The organism is Prevotella heparinolytica, assembly GCF_004342845.1.
GTDB lineage: Bacteria > Bacteroidota > Bacteroidia > Bacteroidales > Bacteroidaceae > Bacteroides > Bacteroides heparinolyticus.
Genome location: NZ_SLXB01000002.1, coordinates 1 through 22,172 on the forward strand (window position 1 = coordinate 1; position 22,172 = coordinate 22,172).

Annotated in this window: 17 protein-coding genes and 3 pseudogenes; 16 read left to right on the plus strand and 4 right to left on the minus strand. The window is 42.8% G+C overall.

Translation table 11 applies throughout. The annotated features are described in order from the left end of the window. Positions 1-162 precede the first annotated feature (162 nt). The 9 genes and pseudogenes from EV202_RS14990 to EV202_RS01445 all read left to right on the plus strand — a co-directional run bounded on the left by EV202_RS14990 (position 163) and on the right by EV202_RS01445 (position 7,635). Complete coding sequence (locus EV202_RS14990) at positions 163-741, plus strand: mediator of RNA polymerase II transcription subunit 21 (RefSeq protein ID WP_165899385.1); 579 nt, start codon at positions 163-165, stop codon at positions 739-741. A 67-nt stretch (positions 742-808) separates the two neighbouring features. Next, the gene (locus EV202_RS01405; protein WP_165899386.1) at positions 809-1,657 is read left to right on the plus strand and encodes a DUF2806 domain-containing protein; all 849 of its coding nucleotides are present in this window, start codon (positions 809-811) and stop codon (positions 1,655-1,657) included. 890 nt (positions 1,658-2,547) lie between these two features. Further along, a complete protein-coding gene (locus tag EV202_RS01415) occupies positions 2,548-2,757 on the plus strand; it encodes a hypothetical protein (RefSeq protein WP_131924943.1) in 210 nt (69 codons plus the stop codon). 409 nt (positions 2,758-3,166) lie between these two features. Then, a pseudogene (locus tag EV202_RS01420) lies at positions 3,167-4,357 on the plus strand (site-specific integrase); the annotation flags it as partial. A 268-nt stretch (positions 4,358-4,625) separates the two neighbouring features. Further along, positions 4,626-5,144, plus strand: coding sequence for an ORF6N domain-containing protein (locus EV202_RS01425; RefSeq protein WP_131924945.1), 519 nt, complete (start codon positions 4,626-4,628; stop codon positions 5,142-5,144). Between the two features lie 20 nt (positions 5,145-5,164). Beyond that, on the plus strand, positions 5,165-5,584 hold the full coding sequence (locus EV202_RS01430) for a virulence RhuM family protein (protein WP_131924948.1): 420 nt from the start codon (positions 5,165-5,167) through the stop codon (positions 5,582-5,584). 26 nt (positions 5,585-5,610) lie between these two features. Next, complete coding sequence (locus tag EV202_RS01435) at positions 5,611-6,129, plus strand: hypothetical protein (protein ID WP_021679521.1); 519 nt, start codon at positions 5,611-5,613, stop codon at positions 6,127-6,129. Between the two features lie 54 nt (positions 6,130-6,183). Further along, positions 6,184-6,702, plus strand: a complete 519-nt coding sequence (locus EV202_RS01440) for a helix-turn-helix domain-containing protein (protein WP_234878224.1) — start codon at positions 6,184-6,186, stop codon at positions 6,700-6,702. A 72-nt stretch (positions 6,703-6,774) separates the two neighbouring features. Further along, positions 6,775-7,635, plus strand: a complete 861-nt coding sequence (locus EV202_RS01445; RefSeq protein WP_207903426.1) for a carboxymuconolactone decarboxylase family protein — start codon at positions 6,775-6,777, stop codon at positions 7,633-7,635. A 51-nt stretch (positions 7,636-7,686) separates the two neighbouring features. Here the strand turns inward: EV202_RS01445 and EV202_RS01450 are convergent, their stop codons facing one another. Next, positions 7,687-8,001, minus strand: a complete 315-nt coding sequence (locus tag EV202_RS01450) for a winged helix-turn-helix transcriptional regulator (RefSeq protein ID WP_021680123.1) — start codon at positions 7,999-8,001, stop codon at positions 7,687-7,689. Positions 8,002-8,141: 140 nt separating this feature from the next. Here EV202_RS01450 and EV202_RS01455 point away from each other — a divergent pair, with 140 nt between their 5' ends. From EV202_RS01455 to EV202_RS01480, 7 genes and pseudogenes are all read left to right on the plus strand, one after another. Then, the gene (locus tag EV202_RS01455) at positions 8,142-8,639 is read left to right on the plus strand and encodes a nuclear transport factor 2 family protein (RefSeq protein WP_232522142.1); all 498 of its coding nucleotides are present in this window, start codon (positions 8,142-8,144) and stop codon (positions 8,637-8,639) included. Positions 8,640-8,792: 153 nt separating this feature from the next. Further along, complete coding sequence (locus EV202_RS01460) at positions 8,793-9,644, plus strand: RteC domain-containing protein (protein ID WP_021680125.1); 852 nt, start codon at positions 8,793-8,795, stop codon at positions 9,642-9,644. Positions 9,645-9,825: 181 nt separating this feature from the next. Further along, positions 9,826-10,185, plus strand: coding sequence for a helix-turn-helix domain-containing protein (locus EV202_RS01465; RefSeq protein ID WP_021680126.1), 360 nt, complete (start codon positions 9,826-9,828; stop codon positions 10,183-10,185). Beyond that, positions 10,148-10,448 (plus strand): annotated as a pseudogene (locus EV202_RS15440) (bifunctional DNA primase/helicase); the annotation flags it as partial. The gene EV202_RS01465 and the pseudogene EV202_RS15440, both read left to right, overlap by 38 nt. A gap of 89 nt (positions 10,449-10,537) precedes the next feature. Then, positions 10,538-12,196: pseudogene (locus tag EV202_RS01470) on the plus strand (AAA family ATPase); the annotation flags it as partial. A gap of 15 nt (positions 12,197-12,211) precedes the next feature. Next, the gene (locus EV202_RS01475) at positions 12,212-12,523 is read left to right on the plus strand and encodes a helix-turn-helix domain-containing protein (protein ID WP_021680128.1); all 312 of its coding nucleotides are present in this window, start codon (positions 12,212-12,214) and stop codon (positions 12,521-12,523) included. Between the two features lie 140 nt (positions 12,524-12,663). Then, positions 12,664-13,647, plus strand: coding sequence for a PDDEXK nuclease domain-containing protein (locus EV202_RS01480; RefSeq protein ID WP_021680129.1), 984 nt, complete (start codon positions 12,664-12,666; stop codon positions 13,645-13,647). A gap of 44 nt (positions 13,648-13,691) precedes the next feature. On the opposite strand, the gene EV202_RS01485 is transcribed toward EV202_RS01480, so the two are convergent. From EV202_RS01485 to topB, 3 genes are all read right to left on the minus strand, one after another. Continuing rightward, positions 13,692-19,472: an N-6 DNA methylase gene (locus tag EV202_RS01485; RefSeq protein WP_131924954.1), complete on the minus strand. Its 5,781-nt coding sequence runs from the start codon at positions 19,470-19,472 to the stop codon at positions 13,692-13,694. After that, entirely contained in the window at positions 19,459-19,905 is a 447-nt protein-coding gene (locus tag EV202_RS01490) for a DUF1896 family protein (protein ID WP_021680132.1), read from the minus strand. Before EV202_RS01490 ends, EV202_RS01485 begins: the two co-directional genes overlap by 14 nt. Before the next feature lie 164 nt (positions 19,906-20,069). Next, positions 20,070-22,172, minus strand: coding sequence for a type IA DNA topoisomerase (gene topB / locus EV202_RS01495; protein ID WP_131924957.1), 2,103 nt, complete (start codon positions 22,170-22,172; stop codon positions 20,070-20,072).

The following is a 22,172-nucleotide window of genomic DNA, read 5'->3' on the forward strand; positions in this document are numbered from 1 at the left end:
CAATCTTTTGTCTGATTTTCCTTTCCATATATCAAATCGAATTAAAATTATTCCTATCTTTAAGGCGTGTTCTTGTTGAACACGCTGCAAATATAAACAAGTTTAGAATAACAGCAAAAAGAAATATAAACTTTTTATCATAAGGCTCTAAAAAAGTTTAGTATGACAGTACACGATCGCATTAAATTGGCTGTAAAATGGCTTATTGGTACAGGCGTTGCTAATAATCAAGAGGCTATAGGTAGACTAATGGGTTATTCCAATAAATCCTCATTTTCACAGATACTTAATAATAAAGTATCAATACCAGCCGACTTCATAGACAGGCTATGCGAATTGAATGAAAATATAAACAAAGTATGGATAGAGTCGGAAAAAGGCAATATGCTTCGTACAGATACCGTTCTTGCCCCCTCCGACTCTACTGTAGTCTCTAAAGAACTCTCTCAATCTGATATTGTCATTCTCCGTCTTATAGATAAACTTGATGAAAAGGATGCTTTATTAAAAGAAAAAGATGCTAAGATCGACGAGCTTCAATCAGAACTCCGCCGGCAGTCCGCTGAGCTTGCTGCCCTCAAAGCCTTACGGAATAAAGAAAAGGAATATCAATCCGGATTCGGTGGCGTTGTCGATACTTTTGCCGCCGAGCCATCGCCAGATTATGGCGGCGGCTTCTCAAATACGAACCCGCCTCCAGTCTCAAAGAAATCTTCGGTTGGGAAGATGCATAAGCCGTAAGAATAAGAAATATACGCGAGTTCTTGACAAAAATAATCTACGAATATGCTTTAAAATAAAAGATGTTATGGACATGAAAGATATTTTAGGAGTTTCAGAACCTCTTTGCAAGCTCATTGAAACTATGCAAAGTGGGTGTTCTTGGATATTCAAACCAAATCAGATTAAAAGAATAGCAGCAGTTTCATCTGATATAGCATCTCTTGAAGCTAATGCTGACTTAAAAAAGAGTTTAAAAAAAGCATTAGCCGAGGATACAATCAATATGACACGAACCGCCAGAGAACAAAGACAGTTCGACAACATTGTGAATATCTACGCAGATGCTGCCCGGGAACTTCAAATAATAGACAACATAGATAAAACTCCGGTTGATCCGGACTGGTCTGCTCGTTTCTTTGATTACGCTAAAGATATTTCAAATGAAGAGGCACAAGCTGTCTGGGCAAAAATATTGGCGGGGGAGATTGTAAAGCCGGGAAGTTTTTTCAAAAGAACTTTATCTGTCCTAAGAGATATTGAGCCTTTCGAGGCCAAATGGTTTGCTGAAATTTGCCAATTTGTACTTGCTGACTGTCTAATTAGTAGTACCTGTATAACGCAAAAACTCTACCGTTTAAACCAACTACAATCTCTTATGGATTGCGGACTAATCAATAGCACTGCATGTCAATTTACACTTAACGAGGGTGAAACGGAACTTCAAGGAAAAACCCACTCTATAAGACTGCTCACTTCCCAGATGGAAACTCCCCCGAGAGTTAGCCTATTTTCTATATACACATTGACAGATGCCGGAATACAACTTTACCGCATTACTCCAGCGAAATCCCATCAAACATATATGACGAATTTAAAAGAGCAGATCGAAAGGCAATACAACATTAAAGCAGAACTTATTCAAATAGGCGAATAATCTATTATTTGAATATACTTATGCCCGGTAATGCTTATTACTTTCTCAATTATCTCTTGCTCTGTCGCAATGATGGGAGTATTAGGATGGTTAACGCCAAATCTAACCATGATCGTTGTATACATTTTAAAGAAATACATCCATGAATACCTGTATGTAACCACCAGCGGTTTTTCAAAATAGCCGTTCAGCATATAAATCCCTTCTCTTTAAATAGCGCTCCCGGCAAAATTACCGGGAGCACTCCTTCCAACAATCAAATAACCTTTCTCCGTACGTCCCACTCCCACAGCCGGAGCACCTATTCGTGGGGACGTCCAAACACCCATTCAAAATATTGTGGCAGGAGCAAGACTCGAACTTGCGACCTCATGGGTATGAACCATGTGAGCTACCTACTGCTCCATCCTCTGCTATATCCGTGCAGCGCGCACACGTTTCTGACGCTAAAATACGACATATCCCATATATAAGCACTATAAATCAACTATTTATACAATCAATTATATTTTATCAAGCCCCCAAAAGGCTATACTATCCCCCCATAAATATAGGCAAAAACGCCAAAAAACGATACGAAAATAGAAATATGACGGTCAAAACACACTCCGTAAAAAGTTAAAAAGGTATCCCTAAACTCGTTTTTTCAACGCATAAACCCACATTATACGGTATCCCTAATCGGTATCCCTAAAGGTATCCCTAACCATCTTTTTAACAAATCAAATCACAGCGATGCCTCTCATCCTCCCGGTTATTTTTATCTATTCCCTCCATAATTAGCAGGAAACGCTTAAACGCTTTAAACGGTAGGACTTTTTCCTTGTAAAACCTCCATATATTATATATTTGGAATATCTTTGCATGAGAAACTTCTAAATAGCAACAATATGACTAAGGTTATTCACGTCCATCTCATTTTCGAGAAAAAGGACTATTATTTCGGCAGCATCAGTGCCATCTACACCGTCTTAAACGATGCCCAGATAGGCATCAAACAAAACTCATTACTTCATGCCGGCCTCACTGATGGAGGCGTTAAGATAACCCGTAGAGCCATTATCCGCCAATCTCACCTTATCCGTTGCATTCAGGGATAGTTCCCCTTACCGCACACAGAAATCGGGCTGAATTACGCCTCAAAAAGCGTCAATTCAGCCCGAACTTTATTCCGATGTAACATTTACCGTTTAGAAATCACCTATATTCCGTTTAAATGTTATACCCATGTAAGACAGATGTTACAAATCGTTTTGTTATTGCCTACACGGATAAAATATTGTCAATCTCTCTATTCATCGGCCTTTCATTGCATTTTCACTCATCCACGTGTTACATACAAAGTGATTTGTCCCCCTTACCTCGAAAAATACAAGGGGGTACAGTAAATTAAGACGAAGGGGGTACAGTTTGTCCGAAATTGGCAGGACAATGTACCGATTTGGCAGTACGCATAAGATTCATTTTGAGATAGTTCATTGTAGTTTTGTAACAGTAAAAAATGAGTTTATGAAAAGTACTTTTCGCATCCTTTTCTACGTAAAAAAGGACAAACAACGGGCAGACGGCACGTTTCCGATTATGTGTCGCATCACGATTGACGGGCAGGCCAGCCGTTTCTATACGAAGACAAATGTGAATCTAAATGTATGGAATGCCAAAACCGGTGCTGCCATAGGCAAATCGAAAGAAGCGGTCGAAATCAATGCCCTTCTGGATACTATTAAGACAAGCATCCATAACGTATATCATGATTTGCAGACCAAGGAGAATAACGTTAATGCCGAACGGGTAAAGAATCTCTTTCTGGGGATTGAGGTAAAACACCAGACAGTTTTAGAACTCTTTCAACGGCACAATAAGGATGTGGCAAAACTGGTTGGTATCAATAAATCTAAAGAGACGCTTCAAAAATATGAAGTAGCCTATAAGCGGATGGCTGGATTTATTAAAGAGTACTATAACGTCTCTGATATTTCTCTGAAAGAAGTAAATCACATGTTTCTGCACAATTTTGAGATTTACCTGATGACCACCTGCCGATGTGCTCCGAACACTACAGCTAAATTTCTTCAGCGCTTCCGTACCATTATTATCATGGCTAAAAATAACGGCTGGATACACATCGACCCGTTTGCCAACTTCAAAATAAGATTCCAAAAAACGGATCGCGGATACCTTACGCAGCAAGAGATAGACACTATCATGCAAAAAGAGTTCACGACCGAACGCTTGGAGAAAGTCAGGGATATCTTCATTTTCAGTTGTTTTACAGGTTTGGCATACATTGACGTAAAAAACCTGCGTCAATCCAATATCCGCACTTCGTTTGATGACAGACTGTGGGTAATGGGTAAACGGGAGAAAACCGGAGTGAGTTTTAGTGTGCCTCTACTGGATATTCCTAAGAAGATTATTGAAAAATACTCAGGAAAACTGCCCGATGATAAAGTCCTTCCTGTAGCGAGTAACCAGAAAATGAACGAATACTTGAAAGAAATCGGAACAATTTGTGGCATAGGCAAAGACTTGACCTTCCACCTTGCAAGGCACACTTTTGCAACTTTAACGCTTACAAAAGGAGTTTCCATAGAGAGCGTATCGAAAATGTTGGGACACACCAATATCAAAACGACACAGATTTATGCTCGGATTACCGATGCAAAGGTAAGCAGCGATATGGCGTCATTCGCAAAACGATTGGAGGAAAAGAGAATAAGGTCGAATTCATGTTTAGACAGATTATTCGAGTGCCTTTCTTTGGGAGAGAAGATGGCATTGTTTAATCTTCCGGATACATTGTCGCATGATCCGGAAAGGGTTAAACGTATATCTACAATGTGGCACAGTCTTTCCGAAGAAGAGAAGTCTTCCCTTTGGGCACATACATTTGAGAAGAAAATGGGTCTTCACTCAAAAGTAAAGACAGAAATCTCCATAGCAAACATCAACTAATTGGTTTCAATATATGGAATTACAACTTATTCAAAACAAGATTTTCGAGATTCGGGGACAACGAGTAATGCTCGATTATAATCTTGCCGAGCTCTATGAGGTCGAAACACGTGCGTTGAAACAAGCCGTGAAACGTAATATAAAGCGTTTTCCACCGGATTTTATGTTTGAACTCACGAAAAGTGAATGGCAAGAGCTTATCACAATTTGTGACAACCTGCCTCAGAACCTGAAATTCAGTCCAGCCCTTCCATTTGCATTTACCGAACAAGGGGTGGCAATGCTCTCTTCCGTATTGAGAAGTCCCCAAGCTATCGAGGTGAATATCTCTATCATGCGAGCATTCGTAATACTGCGTCAATACGCCTTAGGCTACGCCGAACTGAATCGCAAACTGGAGGAATTTATGATTGAAACGAATATGCAGTTTAGTGACATCTACCAAGCACTCACCAAACTTGCATCACAAAAAGAGCAGGAAAACAAACCTCGCCGGCGAATCGGTTTCACAGCAAAGCAAGAGGAGGAATAACCGATTAAATATGTTGTGTTATGAATCGAGGTTATATCAAAATCCGAGAAAACGGCGAAAATCAATTTGTTGTTGAAGCAAAACTTGTAAATTGCACTTTATGGATGACTAAGCATGAGATTGCGAGTCTGTTCAATGTGTATGTAAGTAGCATCGGCAATCAGCTTCGGAGTATATTCAAATTCGGGTTATTGTGTGAAGACGAAGTGAGCTGTATACATAAATATAAGTATAATGGCCGCGAATCTGAAATGAAGCTCTATAATTTGGATGCTCTCATATTCGTAAGCTACCGGACGGCCTCCTTTGAAGCAAGAGCTTTTAGGGAATGGGTCATGAAGGCTTTGACCGAATATATCCGTACAAAGCCCCAAAAAGAAAAAGAGGTTTTGGTGGTATACAACTTATCGTCAAGATTTGCTGATATAAAACTAAATTAAGTAGAATATTCACAAACAATTCAGTTATGAAAAAGACAATTTATTTTTTGATTGCGGTTCTCTTCGTTGCTTGCAGTGGTTCAAATATGAATAGCAAGTACGAGAAAACCATTCGTGATTATGTATTGAAAGGTCAATCCGGCATTGACTTTAAGGTATTGGAAATGTCGGAACAAGGCACAGTCACGGTTGCCGACAGTATTGCTTATCTGACAAACGATTTTAGAAAGGATAAGGAAGTTGTCATCAAACGTATCGAACTTGCCAAAGCTATGACCAAGGAGTTACAAACCAAGACAAAACTTAAAAGTGAATATGATAGATATGCGGTAGATATTCAAAGAATGGATGCTCGTATCGACTCGCTTAAAAGTTTACTTCCTGACAACTTACAGGGATATGGCAGTAGAAATACAAATGATGTGCTGGCTGTGATTATCCGTTGTAAGTATTTGCTCAATATCTCAGGTACGACCGTTGAGGAAACTTTTGATTTCTATTTATCCCCTAATGGGAATCAATGTTATCGGAAGAATGGAATTTGATATGTTGGGTATTTGTTGGTATATATTGTAATTTTGCAAGAAAAACTCTTTCAAGTGAAAATCTATAAAATTAGCGACATATTAGACAGTATCGAGCCGGTACAGCATATTGACAAAGAGGAAATCTCTTTTATGGAGACTGTTTTGAAGAAAATGCTTGCGGAAGAGGATAAGCAAAAGCAGGAGATAGCCATTTCCTATTTTATTTCTTTGCTTAAGAAAGGGAGAACTATTTATAGGAGTCAGGATACCTTAATTTTTAAGTACAAAAAACTACTTATGGAAAATATCCATACGAATCTACCCATAACAGCATATACCGAACGATTGAAAACAAATCCTGAGACACTCAGTGAATTATGCAAAGTGCAAACGGGGTTTTCAGCCAAGCAGTTGCAGTTGGATATGAAAATAACCGAAGCCAAAAGATTATTGTTATACACCTCTCTGAACATCAATGAAATCGCTTTTAAATTAGGATTTGAAGACAACTCTTATTTTGCAAAAATATTCCGCCGGAAAACATCTTTCTCACCGACTGCTTTCCAAAAGAAATATCTAAAAAGGTCGTAAAAGCACCCAAATAAAGGAGAAAAATCCTATCCGAACGCATTCTTGCCGAATTATCTTTGTAACCAAAAAAAGATGAAACCGATAATTGGTATTTTGTTTTTATTTATTTCAGCGTGTGCAACAGCACAAATAAAAGAAAGAAATATGGAGTCAGAACGTTTTAATAGAGGCTGGCAAAAGCTTAAAGAAATTGATGGTGAGGCTGGCAAGAAAGTAATTGAAAGTCTCAAAGAGATTTCTCCCGACTTGGGAAGATTCATTATAGAGTATTCGTTTGGAGATATTTATTCTCGTGACGGCTTGGATTTGAAATCGAAAGAAATTGCGGTAGTTGCTGCACTTACTGCCTTGGGCAATGCCCGACCGCAACTGAAGGTTCATCTCAACGGAGCGCTCAATACGGGAAGCTCTGTCGATGAGCTGAAAGAGGTTGTTTTACAAATGTCTGTTTATGCCGGATTCCCTTCTGCCATTAACGGGATGAATGCATTAAAAGAAGTCTTGCAGGAACGAAAACAGCATGGCGTTTCTGACAATAAGGGTTTTGAAGAAAGAAAAAACGCCCAAGACCGATTGCAGTTAGGAAAACAACAATTGTCGGCGATAGCTCCGGGAATGGTGGAAAAGCTGCAAAGCACTTACGATGGTTTTGCTCCTGAATTGACACAGTTCATACTCGAATACGGATATGGAGATATTTTCTCAAGAGAAAATTTGGATAGACAATATCGTCAAATAGCCACTATTGCAGCGTTAACAGCCTTGGGCAATGCTCGCCCCCAGTTGAAGTTTCATATCAGAGCAGGCCTCAATGTCGGACTTTCCGAAGAAGGCATCAAGGAAATTATGCTTTTGATGACTGTTTATTCGGGTTTCCCTTCCGCCATCAACGGGATGAATGCATTAAAAGAAGTACTCGGCGAAGGTAAATGACCTGTTTCCGCATGGCGTGCATATAGCGGAGAGTGCCATTAGAACAAAGATTCACAGATTTTCCATTCCGAATCTGGCAATTTCATCGATAATCGGCAGCACTTTCTCGCCCAATGGTGTAAGCGAATACTCTACACGCGGAGGCACTTCCGGGTATTGTTTTTTTGCAATCAATCCTTTGTTGCAGAGGAATTTCAATTCGTTTATGAGCATCTTCTCGCTTATCCCCGGAATGGCACGCTTGAGCTCTCCGTAGCGAATTATTCTGCTGTTGATTTGATAAATAATGAGTAAAGTCCATTTACCTGCAAAAATCTGCATCGACTTTCGTACTGGGCATTCATTGTCTGAATTTTTTCTCTCCATTGCATTTTTTTCTTATTGATTATCAACAAATCTAACAATATGGTAAGTATCATACAATATTGTAGGTACTTGACAAATAGAGAGCAAAGATATAATTTTGCCATCAAATTCTCAACTTTTCAAATAAAAATCAATCGGTAATGAGAAAGATAGTTTTATTAGCAGTTGTTTTGATGGGATTTGCATCTTGCCAATTCGGTGAAAACAAGAATTCAACTAAAAATAAAGATTTAAAAATGACAAATTTAGAAATTGTACGGCAGTATTTTTCTGCATTGGAAAATGGCGATATGGCAAAAGTGGCGTCGCTTTTCGCCGATGATTTGGTTTGGCATCAGCCGGGTAAGGGCGTTCAGTCGGGTACTTTCACCGGGAAGCAAGCCGTCTTTGCCCACTTGGGGAAATTGGCCGAATGGAGCGGTGGCGATTTGGGTATTAAAGTAGATTACCTTGCCGACAATGGGGCTATGGTGGTGGCTTCTATCCGTTTCGCTTTGGAGAAAAATGGGGTTTCTATGGCGATGAGAGGCGTGGATTTACTTCGTTTGGAGGACGGACTTATCAAAGAGGTCTGGCTTTTTTCCGAAAGAATTGAAGAGGAAGATGCTTTCTGGACAAGTCTGTCAAATAAAAAGTAAGTTATTACAGCATCATCAAAAGACGATATTATCCCCACTTTCTGAATCAGCTAGAAAGTGGGATACACTATCGTCTTCAGTAATGGGCAATAAAGTCATTATGGTGAAAAACATTCCTCAAAGCGAGCAGGTAAGTATTACTTATAACAATTGATGAAAGAATACCTATCCCAGAAACTAAAAGAAGTTCACCAAGAATTGGAGGCCATCGACATGGAAAGCTGTGATATCTCCGTAAAAGCTTTGGTTTCGATTATTGAATACTTGGAAGGATGCTTGCAAGAGATAAGAACCCGCTTTGTTTCCTTTGAATCTATTAGAGAGGAAGATGAAATTGTCTTTTTCAAAGAAATCAAGCCGGAGATTCTCGGATTTCTTCTTTACTTCAACAAAATACATACGATCGAGTTGAAATGCCCTAATGGGAGCAACGACACATTGGCAGCGTATTACCAGAGAGAATTGGATGGACTGACCTATTTCTTTCAGCAAAACCTCGACTTCTATCAGTATTACCGCTCTAAGTCCAGCCATTTGGATAAGCATTACTTCATCAGACACAAGCGTTGCCATCAGCTGGGACTCGAAAGTGTGCACTATATCATGGACAATGAATTTGCAACAGGTTACGATTATAAGGTTGCAAAAATCATCTGCAATGAGATGTTACGTATTTTCCTTAACAGGAAAATGCATGCACTGGAAAAACAGACGGTTATTAATAAAAACAGGGCAACCTATCCTGTCAATGATTTGAAGTGGACAGGGCCCAAGGTCGCTCTGGTCGAGTTGGGATATGCTTTGGATGCGAGCAAATACCTTAACCGAGGTAATGCTGATATCAAAGAGATTATGATGGCTTTGGAAACGGTCTTTAATATTGATCTGGGCGAATATTACAGAACCTATGTATCCATCCGGGAACGAAAAATTGACCGGACAAAATACTTGAATCTCATCACTGAAAATCTTGTCAGACGAATGGATGAAGATGATGAAAGATAGTGAAGATCAACTTATTATTTTTCCTGAGAACTACCAAGTTGGTAGTTCTTTTTTGTTCGTTTCAGACCTGACAGAAGCCCTCTGAAATCGTTGTTTTTTGACTCAAAAAAACTTTTACCAACTTGGCAGAGTATCGTTTTCAGGCTTCCGAACTTTGCACCGAATCAAGAAAATTACAGCAATGGAAGTCATCACTATAGACAGTCAAGCTTACAAAGAACTGGTTGCTAAAATAAACGCCATAGCCAAGTTTGTCATCGACCATCAGGACGGTGACAAGATGAACCCCGACGAAATGTGGGTGGACAGTTATGATGTTTGCACTTTTCTTAAAATCAGCGAACGCACTTTGCAACGTTTACGCAGTAAACGGCAGATTTCTTATTCCATTATCTCCGGTAAATCGTATTATACCATTGCCGAGATCAAACGGATGCTTGCCGAAAAGAGAATCCGCAGTACCGATGAATGTATGAACGACCTTGTCAATAATCATAAGCTCCATGCTCAGCAAAGACGAAATATTAAGGCGGACAAATAACGGACTGGACGTGTTCAGGCACTACATTCCGGTACAATGGAGAGTGGGACGAAATTTTCTGAATCCGCTGTATGAAGACCGCAAAGCATCTTGCAATGTTTACTTCGACCGGCATAATAACATCTATCGGATCAAAGACTTCGGTAATGATACGTATAGTGGAGACTGTTTCTTTTTTGTCGGAAAACTCAAAGGTCTGGACTGTAACAACGGAACGGATTTCGTGGAAATTCTAAAAACCATTAACCGGGACATGTCTTTGCATCTGGAGGATGCCGGTTGCATGTCTTATAGACCATCAGCCATTCCTTTACCACAAAAGAATACGCCATTGCATAGCGAGCCTCCTAAGAGCAAACCTTATCATATCATCCAACAAAAGTTCTCACAGAAAGAACTGGATTTTTGGTTTCAGTCGGGCATCACTCCCGAAATACTGAAACAGTATAAAGTCATTTCTCTAAAAGAGTTCCGAAGCGAAAACCGGGAAAGCAGACCGTTTGGTTACATTTCGTCAGATAGTGAGCCGATATTTGGCTATATGGGCAAGCGATATATCAAAATCTATCGTCCTTTTTCGGAAGTCCGTTTCCTGTACGGCGGAATGATCGGCGAGGGCTATTGTCTCGGATTGGAGCAACTTCCATCGAAAGGAGATACGCTGTTCATCACAGGAGGAGAAAAAGATGTGATGACACTCGCAGCACATGGTTTTCACGCCATCTGTTTCAATAGTGAAACTTCTACTATCTCGCCGGAAATCATCTATAAGCTTACGTTTCGCTTCAAACATATCGTATTGCTCTATGATGTAGATAAAACCGGTAGAGAGGCAGCCTTGAGACATGAAAAGGCATTGGCGGAGTATGACGTCAAACGATTGATATTACCGCTCTCCGGAGATAAAAAAGACAAAGATGTTACGGACTATTTTCACAAGGGGAACGGTCACAAAGAATTCCAAAAACTATTCATTGATCTTCTTGACAACCTGTATAATGAAACCATGACCATGCTCAAGTCATGTGAAATCGACTTCAATAATCCTCCCGCTAAAGCTGAGGAGGTAATTTCTGCAGGGGATGTGCCACTCGGGACACAAGGCAACATTCTTTGTATCACGGGCGGTGAAGGAACAGGCAAAAGCAACTATATTGCCTCTTTGATTGCCGGTTCCATTATCAAAGACGATCGTGTCATCGACACGCTTGGTGTCAATATCCGAAACAATGCCGACAGCAAAGCCGTCCTACTATACGATACGGAGCAATCCGAGGTACAACTCTTCAAAAACGTATCCAACTTGTTGAAGCGAGCCAAACTGAAAGAAAAACCAGAAGAATTACGTGCTTTCTCACTTACAGGAATGTCGCGTAAAGAGCGACTGCAAGCCATCGTTCAGAGCATGGATAAGTACCATTACGAATACGAGGGCATTCGCTTGGTGGTTATCGACGGGATTGCCGACTTAGTGCTGTCTGCCAACGATGAAGCGGAAAGCATTCGTATAGTAGACGAGTTATATCGATTGGCCGGGATTTACCGTACGTGTATCGTCTGTGTTCTGCATTATGTACCTAATGGTCTGAAACTTCGGGGACATCTCGGTTCGGAGTTACAACGTAAAGCAGCAGCAATTTTGAGTATTGAACTTGATACCGAGCCGTCGGTATCGGTTGTCAAGGCATTGAAAGTAAGGGACGGAAGCCCGCTCGATGTTCCCTTGATGCAGTTTGCATGGAATAAGGAAATAGGCATGCACACCTATCTGGGAGAAAAACCGAGAGAGGAGAAAGAGAAACGGAAAGAAAAGGAACTGGCGAATGTTGCCCGTGAGATATTCGGTATGCAGAAGCATCTGACTTATATTGATCTTTGCGACCGCATCCAGCAGACGATGGATGTCAAGGAGCGTACCGCTAAAAGTTACATCAAATATATGAGGGAAAAAGAAATTATTATCAAAGATCCCTCGAACCAAAACTACTTTATCATAGGTCACATCATCTAAAAAAAACATAAGGTTATGTATATCGACAAGGAAAATTTTGAAGCATGGATGGAACGCATTATGGATCGCTTCAGCAGATTGGATAAGACCCTCGATAAAATGGGGCAACATCGGAATATGTTGGACGGAGAGTTGTTATTTGACAATCAGGACTTGTGCCAATTGCTTCACGTGAGCAAACGTACCTTGCAGCGTTATCGAAGTTCGGGGGAGTTGCCTTTTCATACACTTTATCAAAAGACTTTCTATAAGGAGAGCGACGTACATACATTTATCAGAGAGAATTTTAATAAGAAACGGAATGGGAAAAATATCAGTTCCGATTAGACGATAAAAAATTATGTATTTAGAGTTAGTAGTAAGCCTGTACCGTCGTGATGACTGGTATGGGCTTCGATTGATTAAGGATGTAATTTATCATGAGTTCCGAATCTTTATTTGTATTTTTGCAAACAATTTAAAAGGTTATGATGCAATTAGATAAACGACAGCAATTTTCAGAAGTCGTGTTGATGATCCGACAGGCTCAGTACAACGCAATGAAAACCGTCAATGCGGAAATGATAAACCTGTATTGGAACGTCGGAGCGTATATCAGCAAACAATTGGAGACCTCCAAATGGGGAGAATCCGTCGTTAAAGAACTGGCAAATTTCTTGGCTCAAACCGAACCGGACTTAAAAGGTTTTTCCGATAAAAACCTTTGGAGAATGAAACAGTTTTATGAAACGTACAGGGATTATCCAAAACTCTCACCACTGGTGAGAGAAATTAACTGGACGAATAATCTGCTTATATTCTCACGTAGCAAAAGTATTGAAGAGATGGAGTTTTATCTCAATCAAAGCATAAATGAACGGTACTCAAAAAGGGAATTGGATAGACAAATCTCTTCAGGACTATTTGAACGAACTATGATTGGAAACACAAAACTCTCAACAGTGTTGAGAGAAACTCACCCTTCCATAAAAAACAGTTTCAAGGATAGTTATGTGCTTGAATTTTTGGCATTGCCGAAAGATCATGATGAGAAAGAACTTCAAAAAGGGCTGATCGGACAGATGAAAAATTTTATCCTTGAATTAGGAAAGGATTTTCTATTCGTTGGCGAGGAATACCGGATACAGGTTGGCAACAGTGATTTTTTCATTGATTTGCTTTTCTATCACAGGGGATTGCAGTGTTTGGTGGCGTTTGAATTGAAGGCTGATAAGTTTAAGCCCGAACAGTTGGGACAGCTGAATTTTTATCTGGAAGCATTGGATAGGGATGTAAAGAAGCCCAATGAGAATCCGAGCATTGGCGTTCTGTTATGTAAAGACAAAGACTGTGAAGTCGTAGAATATGCGCTAAGCAGGTATTTATCACCCACGATGGTATCGGAGTACCAGACCCAGTTACCCGACAAGAAAATCCTCCAACGAAAATTACAGGAATTATTTGATGAATGATAACAAATAAAAGCGGCTAACTTGTGAGATTAGCCGCTTTTGGTTTATAATCTTACACCTTTAACAACCTCTCTTTTCTCTACTTTCGGCATACTGCCTCCCACCGATGAGATAACAAGCTTATCTCCCATGATTTCTTTCACACCCGCCAAAGTACTAGGTAATGAAACATCGGGTGCTATGGATGTTTCGCGTTTTACTTGTAATTGATTAAGAGGCTTTAAAGAGACAGCCTTGTCGGCAGTTACCTCTTCTCCTTCCTGTTCTTCTATCGGTTTTAGTGAGAGCTGGATTTCACGGTCTAACCGCACCAGCTCCTCTTTCAGGGCTTTCAACTCAGGCTCTTTCCGCCATGAACCTTCCACCACCTCTTTGAGTACCGGAATATCTTTCTGCAACTTTTCGTTTTCCGCCTGATACCTGTCCCTCAGTTTGGGCATAGAGTCAAGGGCATTCAGGAAGTTCAACGATGCCGTCTTTGGATCGGAGGCTATAATCCCATGATTGTAGTTGTAGAGAATATCGCCTGCGCCTTTGATAAAGAAGCGGTTTTGAATCAGGTCGAAACCGTCTTTGACCGTTGTCTCGGATTTGACCAGCAGATCGAAACCGTAAAGCGTTCCGATTCTCTCATGTGCTCCGTGTGTGCGGGCGTTATCGGCAATTTCATTCAATTTTAAGCCGACTTCTTTCGGAGTGCTCCCTTGCAGACCGTCCAGCAGTACTGGATTCAGACGGGTAACACCGTCCGGTTGATACTGTACACGAGCGCTAAAGGCTTCCATATCTTGGGATATGCGGCTGATAAAACGGTTGTTCTTCTCCACATTCATAAGAGCATCCTCCAATTTATAGCGTGAAGAGGATTTACCCCGCATAAACGCTTGCTTTTCCGATTCGAGGGAGGCAATCTTCTTTTCCAAGCGGGCTTTCTCTAACAGCTCCGTATTCCCCGAAAGGATGGCCACGTATTCACTGAAATTCATCCCGTTTTTTTCATCCATGCTTCCTTCGTCGATTGTACGGCTACCCAATGAATTATTCTTCAACTGGCGGATAAAAAGCTGTTTGTTGTGCAACAATCCGAATTTGTACGCATCCAGTGATTTCTCCACGGCATAAATGATCACATCAACCTTATTGCCGGCATATTGCTTGGCAATTTCATTGCCTTTGCGGATACCCCGGCCATCCCTTTGTTCCAAATCCGATGGTCGCCACGGAGCATCCAAATGGTGAATGGCAACGCAGCGTTTCTGCGCATTCACACCCGTACCGAGCATTTCGGTAGAGCCAAACAATACACGAATTTTCCCCTCGTTCATTTCCCTAATCATGGTTTTACGTGCTTTGTCCGTTTTGGCTTCCTGAATAAAACGTATTTCGTGCGACGGAATGCCATAATCTTCCATCAGCTTACGTTTTATCTCCGAGCAGGGATTCCATTCGCCGGGCTTGTATGTTCCCAAGTCCGAAAAGATAAACTGCGTTCCTTTATGAGCCTCGAACTTTTTGTAGTATTCCGATACCATTTTAGCCACATGAGAAGCCTTATTGTCTATATGGTCGCCGTAACTTTCAGGGTCAATCATTCGCATATCGAGACTCATCTTTCGGGCGTAGTCCGTTGCGATCAACATTTTAGCCTTCTCTTCCTTTTCCGACAAAGGCTCGCGCCCCAGTATCTTCCCATTTCCCGTCTTGGCAAATTCCACTAACTTTCCGATAAACTCCTGTTGGTCGGAAGTGGGCGGTATATGATGCAGGATTTCATTCTTTGCCGGGCGGTCGATACCGATATCCTCGGCAGAGCGATAATCCGTTATCTCGGCATAGAACGCGGCCAGCTCAGGGACTTTAATAAAATAGCGGAAACGTTCCTTCTGTACGATTTCATTCGTTACCGAAAATTCGTAATCAATCGATTTCTTGGCGAAAATAGCCGCCCACGCATCGAATGTGGTGATGCCTTGCCGCTCCAGTTCGTTCGGACGAAGGTATTTGAATAAAAGATACAGTTCCGTAAGACTGTTGGAAATGGTGGTTCCCGAAAGGAATGTCGCACCCAAATCTTTACCTGTCCTGTCCTGAATCGTCCGCAGAGCAAAGAGCATATTGAGGGCGCGCTGTGAACCTTCGGCATTTCCCAATCCCGCGACACGGTCATGTCTGGTCGTAAAAGTCAGGTTTTTGAAACGATGCGATTCATCAACGTAAAGATGGTCGATACCCATCAGGCGAAAATCGACCGTGTCATCTTTCCGGTTCTCAATCTGAAAAGCAATACGCTCCAACTTGGCTTCGAGGTTTTGTTGTCTTTTAATAAGTCCCTTTTCCATTGCACGAGATATTTCCTTACCTTCCCTCCGAAGGAGTTCCAGATTCTCTTCCACACTATCGAGTTCCGCTTGCAGTATCTGCCGCTGTATCTCGGGCGATTGAGGGATCATGCCGAACTGTTCGTGTGTTAGGATAATGGCATCCCAATTATTATTTTTCATCTCATGGAAGATTTTTATCCGCTTGGCCGGAGTAAAATCTTCTTTGCCGGGATACAGCACTTTGGCATTGGGATAAGCCGTACAGTAGGTTTGAGCAATCTCGTGAACATTGGCTTTCAAGGCAATGATAACAGGCTTATTGACTAGTCCTAACCGTTTTTTCTCGTATGAGCTTACGCACATGATTAGCGTTTTTCCTCCGCCAACTTCGTGATCGATAATCCCTCCGCCGTTGAGGATATCCATCCATACGGCATCTTTTTGACTCTTGTACAGATCCGGGATGCCGAGTCCTTTTAAGTCCAGCCCCGGAAAGCTTTGATGCGAACCGTCATAATCAGGACGTACAAAACAGTTGAATGTGCGGTTATACTTCTCTGCCAACCGTTCTTTGAACTCCTCGGATTGTTCATTCAACCAGTCGGTAAAGCCGTTTCGTATTTCATCGATCCTTGAGTTGGCAAGTTGAATAGATTCAGCGTCTCGTATCTTCACCTCTCTCAATTCTCCGTCAATGTATTTATTGACCTTCTTTGTAATGTCCGGCGATGTGTTGTGCAAGGCATGTTTCATCAGGGCAATGCCGTCGAACGTTCGACTTTGGGTCTTTACCGCAAATTGATCCCATATCTTTACGTTTTTACTGTTTGTAGTAAGGGTATATTCGTCCCAGCTTGGGGCATAGTGTATCGAAACGTCCGTGTCGAACAGGTATGAAGCATATTTACTGTAAATTCCTGTCGGAATCCATCGTTCGCCGAAATTAAAATCCAGCTCATCGAAAAGAATTGGCCGGGGAATCGCTTCGTGTAAAGCCGAAAGAGACTCTTTGGCCGCTTTATGGTCAGCATGGCTCTCCAGAAAACGTTCCACCTGCTCGGCTTTGGAAATGACATTGCCACTGATGAACTTATCCTTGATTTCATAAGCCGCGATCATGGGATTGAAGTAAACCGTGCCTTTTAGTTCATCTAATAGATCTTCGGATGTCCCTCCCGTGAGCTCCGCCATATATTCGAGGTTCACGGTTGCGTATTTGTTGAGAGAAGCAGTCAGGGCTTCTCTGGCATTACGGGCATGAGTTATCTCGTTCGGATTGAATGCGACGGGTTGCCGGAATATATCGGCTTTGACGGCTTTGCCATCGATGTAGCGTTCGAGTGAGAGGATTTCTGTTCCCCCCGCGTCCATCTTGATCAGGCTGAGATTTTTGGGGTCGTTGATGTTCCCGAAACGACGGATAAAATCGTCGTAAAGCCTGTTCAGCATCTCGCGGAGAGCGGGATTAGCCTCTAATCGCGTTGCTTCATTGCTATACAGGTGGTGATAAGTGTCCCGTATCTCAATATAAAGGGACACTTTCGCCTGCTGTGTAGCCGTAAGTTGAAGCGGATGGAACATCGGCTGAAATCCGTTCATGTCCCGCAAATAGCCGATACGGTTGTTTTCATCGGTTATCAGTGAGCCTTCACGATAATGGGCCGGCATCTCTTCGGTACGACTGTAAGGAGTAGGCTGCATTTGTTCTTCCTGTTCCTGCTCAGTTGTTTTCTGCAAACCGGGCAGTTGCTCTTCCTTGCGAGTATCGAATACAGGATTTGCACCGGAGTGCTTTTGTTTTAGTTGCTCCCGTTTTTGAGCGGCTTCGTAAGCCATCTCCTCTCTCCAGTCCATAAACGGGAGTTCGGGTTGCTCGGCTTTCGGTTTGATTGGTTTGTTTTTCTTTTTAGGTCTTTTGATTTGGCTGCGTTCCTCTTGCGAGAAACCGAAGAGGTCGTAGAGCGTAATGACCGGTGTTTGCGAAACAGAGCCGGCTTTCACCTCCGCAGTTGGCTCAATGCTTACTGAGAATCCTTTGTCAAAAAGAGAGCGTTGATGTATTCCTCCAGAAGTCTGTTTCGACACACTTGTCGCGGCTTCTTTTGGGGTGTAGTCTTCAGGCAATGGCGGACGTTGCGAAAAAAGTTTTCGATCCGATTCGTTTATAAATTCACTAAAAGACTCTATATCCTCTTGGGTGAGTTGATAACGTTCCCTCGAAGGTAAAATTTGCTGAGCAGTTGATACCTCGTTTTCATTCGATTGCTCTTCGGAAAGAACGTCTTGAAAACCTAACGAATTTTCTTCCCAATCCAATTGTGCGGCACTTTTTATTTCTTCTTGATGAGTATAGATATGATAATGCCGCAAATCCAGATGCCGGGCAAAGTCTTCTTTCAGCATTTGCCCCAAATCCCGGGCAATACCGTCTATCCCTCCTTCGTGCGTAAAGACAATGGCCGGTTTACCGTAAGGATCGGTATCTACTTTTGAATGGGTTTGCACCACCCGTGAAAAGTCGCGAAACAGATTGTTGATCGAAATACCGTTCGACAGCTTCCGGCTTTCGATAAAATCCTGTTCTCTTGGGCTTAGAGATGTATTTTCACTTTTTCGTTGCAGGATAATCAGGTCGCTCCCGACATCCGTCCCGGCATAGTCTGAAAAAAGATTGTTCGGCAAACGGACAGCCGAAACAAGGTTACAGGTGCTCATAAGGTACTCCCGTACCGGCTTGTTATGCTCCGCATTCAGAACGCCCTGACTGGTAATAAATGCAATAATTCCACCCTCCCTGACCGTTTGAACACTCTTGGTAAAGAAGTAGTTGTGAATAGCTTGTGTAGATTGTTTTACGGCAGGGTTCTTGTGATTGGAGAGTTGCGGGTCGAAGACAGCTACATCTCCGAAAGGAATATTGGAAGCGATGACGTCAAAATATCCGGAGTAACGGTTCTCGATTTTTTGATAGCCTTCTATTCTGATATACTCATCGGGATAGAGATGCGATAAGATTTTACCGGTCAGCAAATCCTTTTCAAATGCCATATACCGGGATTCGAGAGTCTCTTCCTTAAAAGCCTCTATAAACGCTCCTGTCCCTGCACTCGGCTCCAAGAAACGCATCGGCTCAATCCCGCTTTCTTTCAATGTTTTTGCCAAGATGTCTACAACGGGCTTAGGCGTATAGAAGGCGGTGAGTACAGAGTTCTTTAACGAACCGATATATTGTTTATACGCTTCCGGTGTGGAGGAGTGTTCACGAAGTACCTGATGAAGTTCCGCGACTAAAGGGAAAAGTTCAGCCTCGGATTTAGACCAATGCCGGATGTCCTCAGGCTTATCAACAGGATTCAGGATGGCCTTGAGCCCTCCAAAGCCCGAATAGAGAGATAGCACGCTGCGCTCTTCGGGCGTAGCTTCCCCTCGTTCTTTGTCGAGCATCAACGCCAGCCGGATGGCGTCGATATTCTGTCGCAGATGAATACGCTTATTGTAGCCCATCGTCTAACAGCAATTGAATGATGCCGACAAGCTCTGTATAGAGAATTGAGTACTCAGGGGTATCGGCGTAATGATCGTTCAGGTGGTATTTGGCAAATACTGCCTGACATTCGGGTAACAATACTCTCGCTTTCTCTTCCGCTTCACCGGGAGAAACTTCGTCGTAAAACTCATTCCAAAGGATTTCGACAAGCATATTGTATGGGGAGAAGTGCAGCCCTTTGAAAAGGATTTCGTTTGCTATTTCAGCAGCCTGAATGTGGTCTAAGCCCGCTTTTATGGCTTGGCTGTACGCTTCGGCGGCCATGTCTCCCCGTGCGGCAATGAAAGATAGGTCATTGGCCTTGTCGGGGTGGGCATCTCGCAAATAAGAAAGGAGGTTCAAACGGAAGTAAGACATTTCCGCCGGATCTAAATGGGGATTGTATTTCATACGGATGATTTTTTAGTGGTAAAATATTCAAATTGAAATAAGTAAAAGGCACCGGGGTATCCCTCCCCAGTGCCGCCACTAAAAAATTCAACAGTCCCCCGACTTAACAATCGCTCATTAAACCTATGGTGCGTATGAACTTCTTAGTGGCAAAGGTAGCGCTTTTATTTGCGTTTCCTGTTGAAACCTGTTTTTGGCGGAAATTCAAAAATGGTTTTATAGTCCGCGTCAACGGCTATTATCGCATCAAAAGGCTTATTCTCTTTGCTCTTAAACCCTTTGATAAGTGGGGTCTTCCCTTTGAGCAGCAACTCTTTCAGTTGTCCGTCGGTCAGGTCTTTGCCCGATTTGTTCCGGAATACGGTAAGCCCGCATGCTTCGTTATTGCATTTGGCCACTTTCGGGGACAAAACGACCCGGCCGTTTTTACACTTCGGACAGGGATATGCTTCCCGTGCATGGTCGCTTTCAATCCGGCTTTCCAACAGTTCGGAGGTGATTTGTGAGGCATATACCTCAATCCCTTTGTGAAATGTATCGGCATCCATTTCGCCTGCTGCTATTTTATTCAAGGCTCTTTCCCACTCTCCGGTCATGCTGACGTCGGCAATCTTTTTATCCCGTATGGCAAGATAAACCGTTAATCCTTTGTTTGTCGGAACAAGGGACTTCTTTTCCCGGCGAATGTATTCGCGAGATAAGAGTGTTTCGATAATTCCCGCGCGGGTAGCAGGCGTTCCGATGCCCAACTCTTTGAGGGCTTCCCGTTCGGTTTCGTCCGTTAATTCTTTTCCGCAGGTCTCCATTGCCGAAAGAAGGCTGCTTTCCGTGTGTACAGGGCGAGGTCTGGTTTGCTTCTCCAAGAGTTCCCCGTCGTTCACAGGAAGTCTTTCACCGAGAGATAAATTCGGAAGTGTTGAAACAGCGTCATCCTCTCTTTCTTCATCCTGTGCATTCAACACGCCTCGCCAACCGGGGCTAACAACGACACTCCCTTTTACCGAAAAAGGCACACCTGCAATTTCCAACGAAACGGTAGTAGTTTCTTGGGTACATTTCCCCGAAAAGGCTTCCAGCACACGGGCGACAATCATATCGTATAACGTTTTTTGCTCGGAGGATAAATCTTGGGGCATATTCTCTGTAATAATCAGAGCGTGGTGATCGGTGACCTTCTTATCATTTACCGAACGTCTGTTGAGTTCCGTACCCGATGATAACGCTTGGGCATAACTTCCGAATGACGGATCAGCCGATAATTGAGCGATAAGGGCGGGTATATCCGCAAACACATCTTCGGAGATATACCGGCTCCCTGTTCTCGGATAGGAAATGAATTTGGCTTCGTAGAGTGATTGGGCGATTGACAGAGTTTTGTCGGCCGAGAAACCGTGCCGGCTGTTCGCTTTTTTTTGCAAGGTAGTCAGGTCGTAAAGCAATGGCGGTTCCTGACTTACTTGCTTCTTTTCAACGTGGGATACGCTGACATATTCTGCGGAGCGGATACGCGCTAAGATTTTGTCGGCGTCTTGCCGGGTGTCGTACCAGTCGGTAGAGATTGCCGGGAACGATATCGATTCTTTTGCCGTGTGGAGTCTTATCTGAAAATAGGTTTGTGGTTTGAACTCCTTGTTTTCGAGGTAGCGGCTGCATATCATCGCCAAGGTCGGCGTTTGCACCCGTCCCAATGACCAGACGCCGCTTCCGGCACTAATGGAAAGGGCTTGCGAAGCATTGATGCCGACAAGCCAGTCGGCTTGGCTGCGTGCTTTGGCGGAGAGATACAGGTTATCGTACTGGGTTCCCGGACGCAGGTTGTTCAATCCGTTTCGGATTGCCTGATCCGTAAGGCTGCTTATCCAAAGGCGATCAAAAGGTTTATCGCCGTTAAGATACGCGTACAGGTATCTAAAGATCAATTCACCTTCCCGGCCGGCATCGGTCGCTACCACGATACGTTCGCACTTGTCGAACAGTTCTCCGATGATTTTAAGTTGTTTCAATACGCCCGGATCGGGCTTGTACTCCTTGCCCTCTTTGATTTGGCGGGGGATCAACTTAAATGTGGCCGGAAGTATCGGCAGCTTCTCTGCCTGAAACCCCGTGATACCGTAGTCGGCAGGCATGGCCAACCCGACAAGATGTCCGAAAGCCCATGTAACGGCATAGCCGCCACCCTCCAGATAACCCTCTTTGCGGTTATCTGCACCGACGATAGCCGCTATATCGCGGGCTACGCTCGGTTTTTCTGCTATAATCAATTTCAT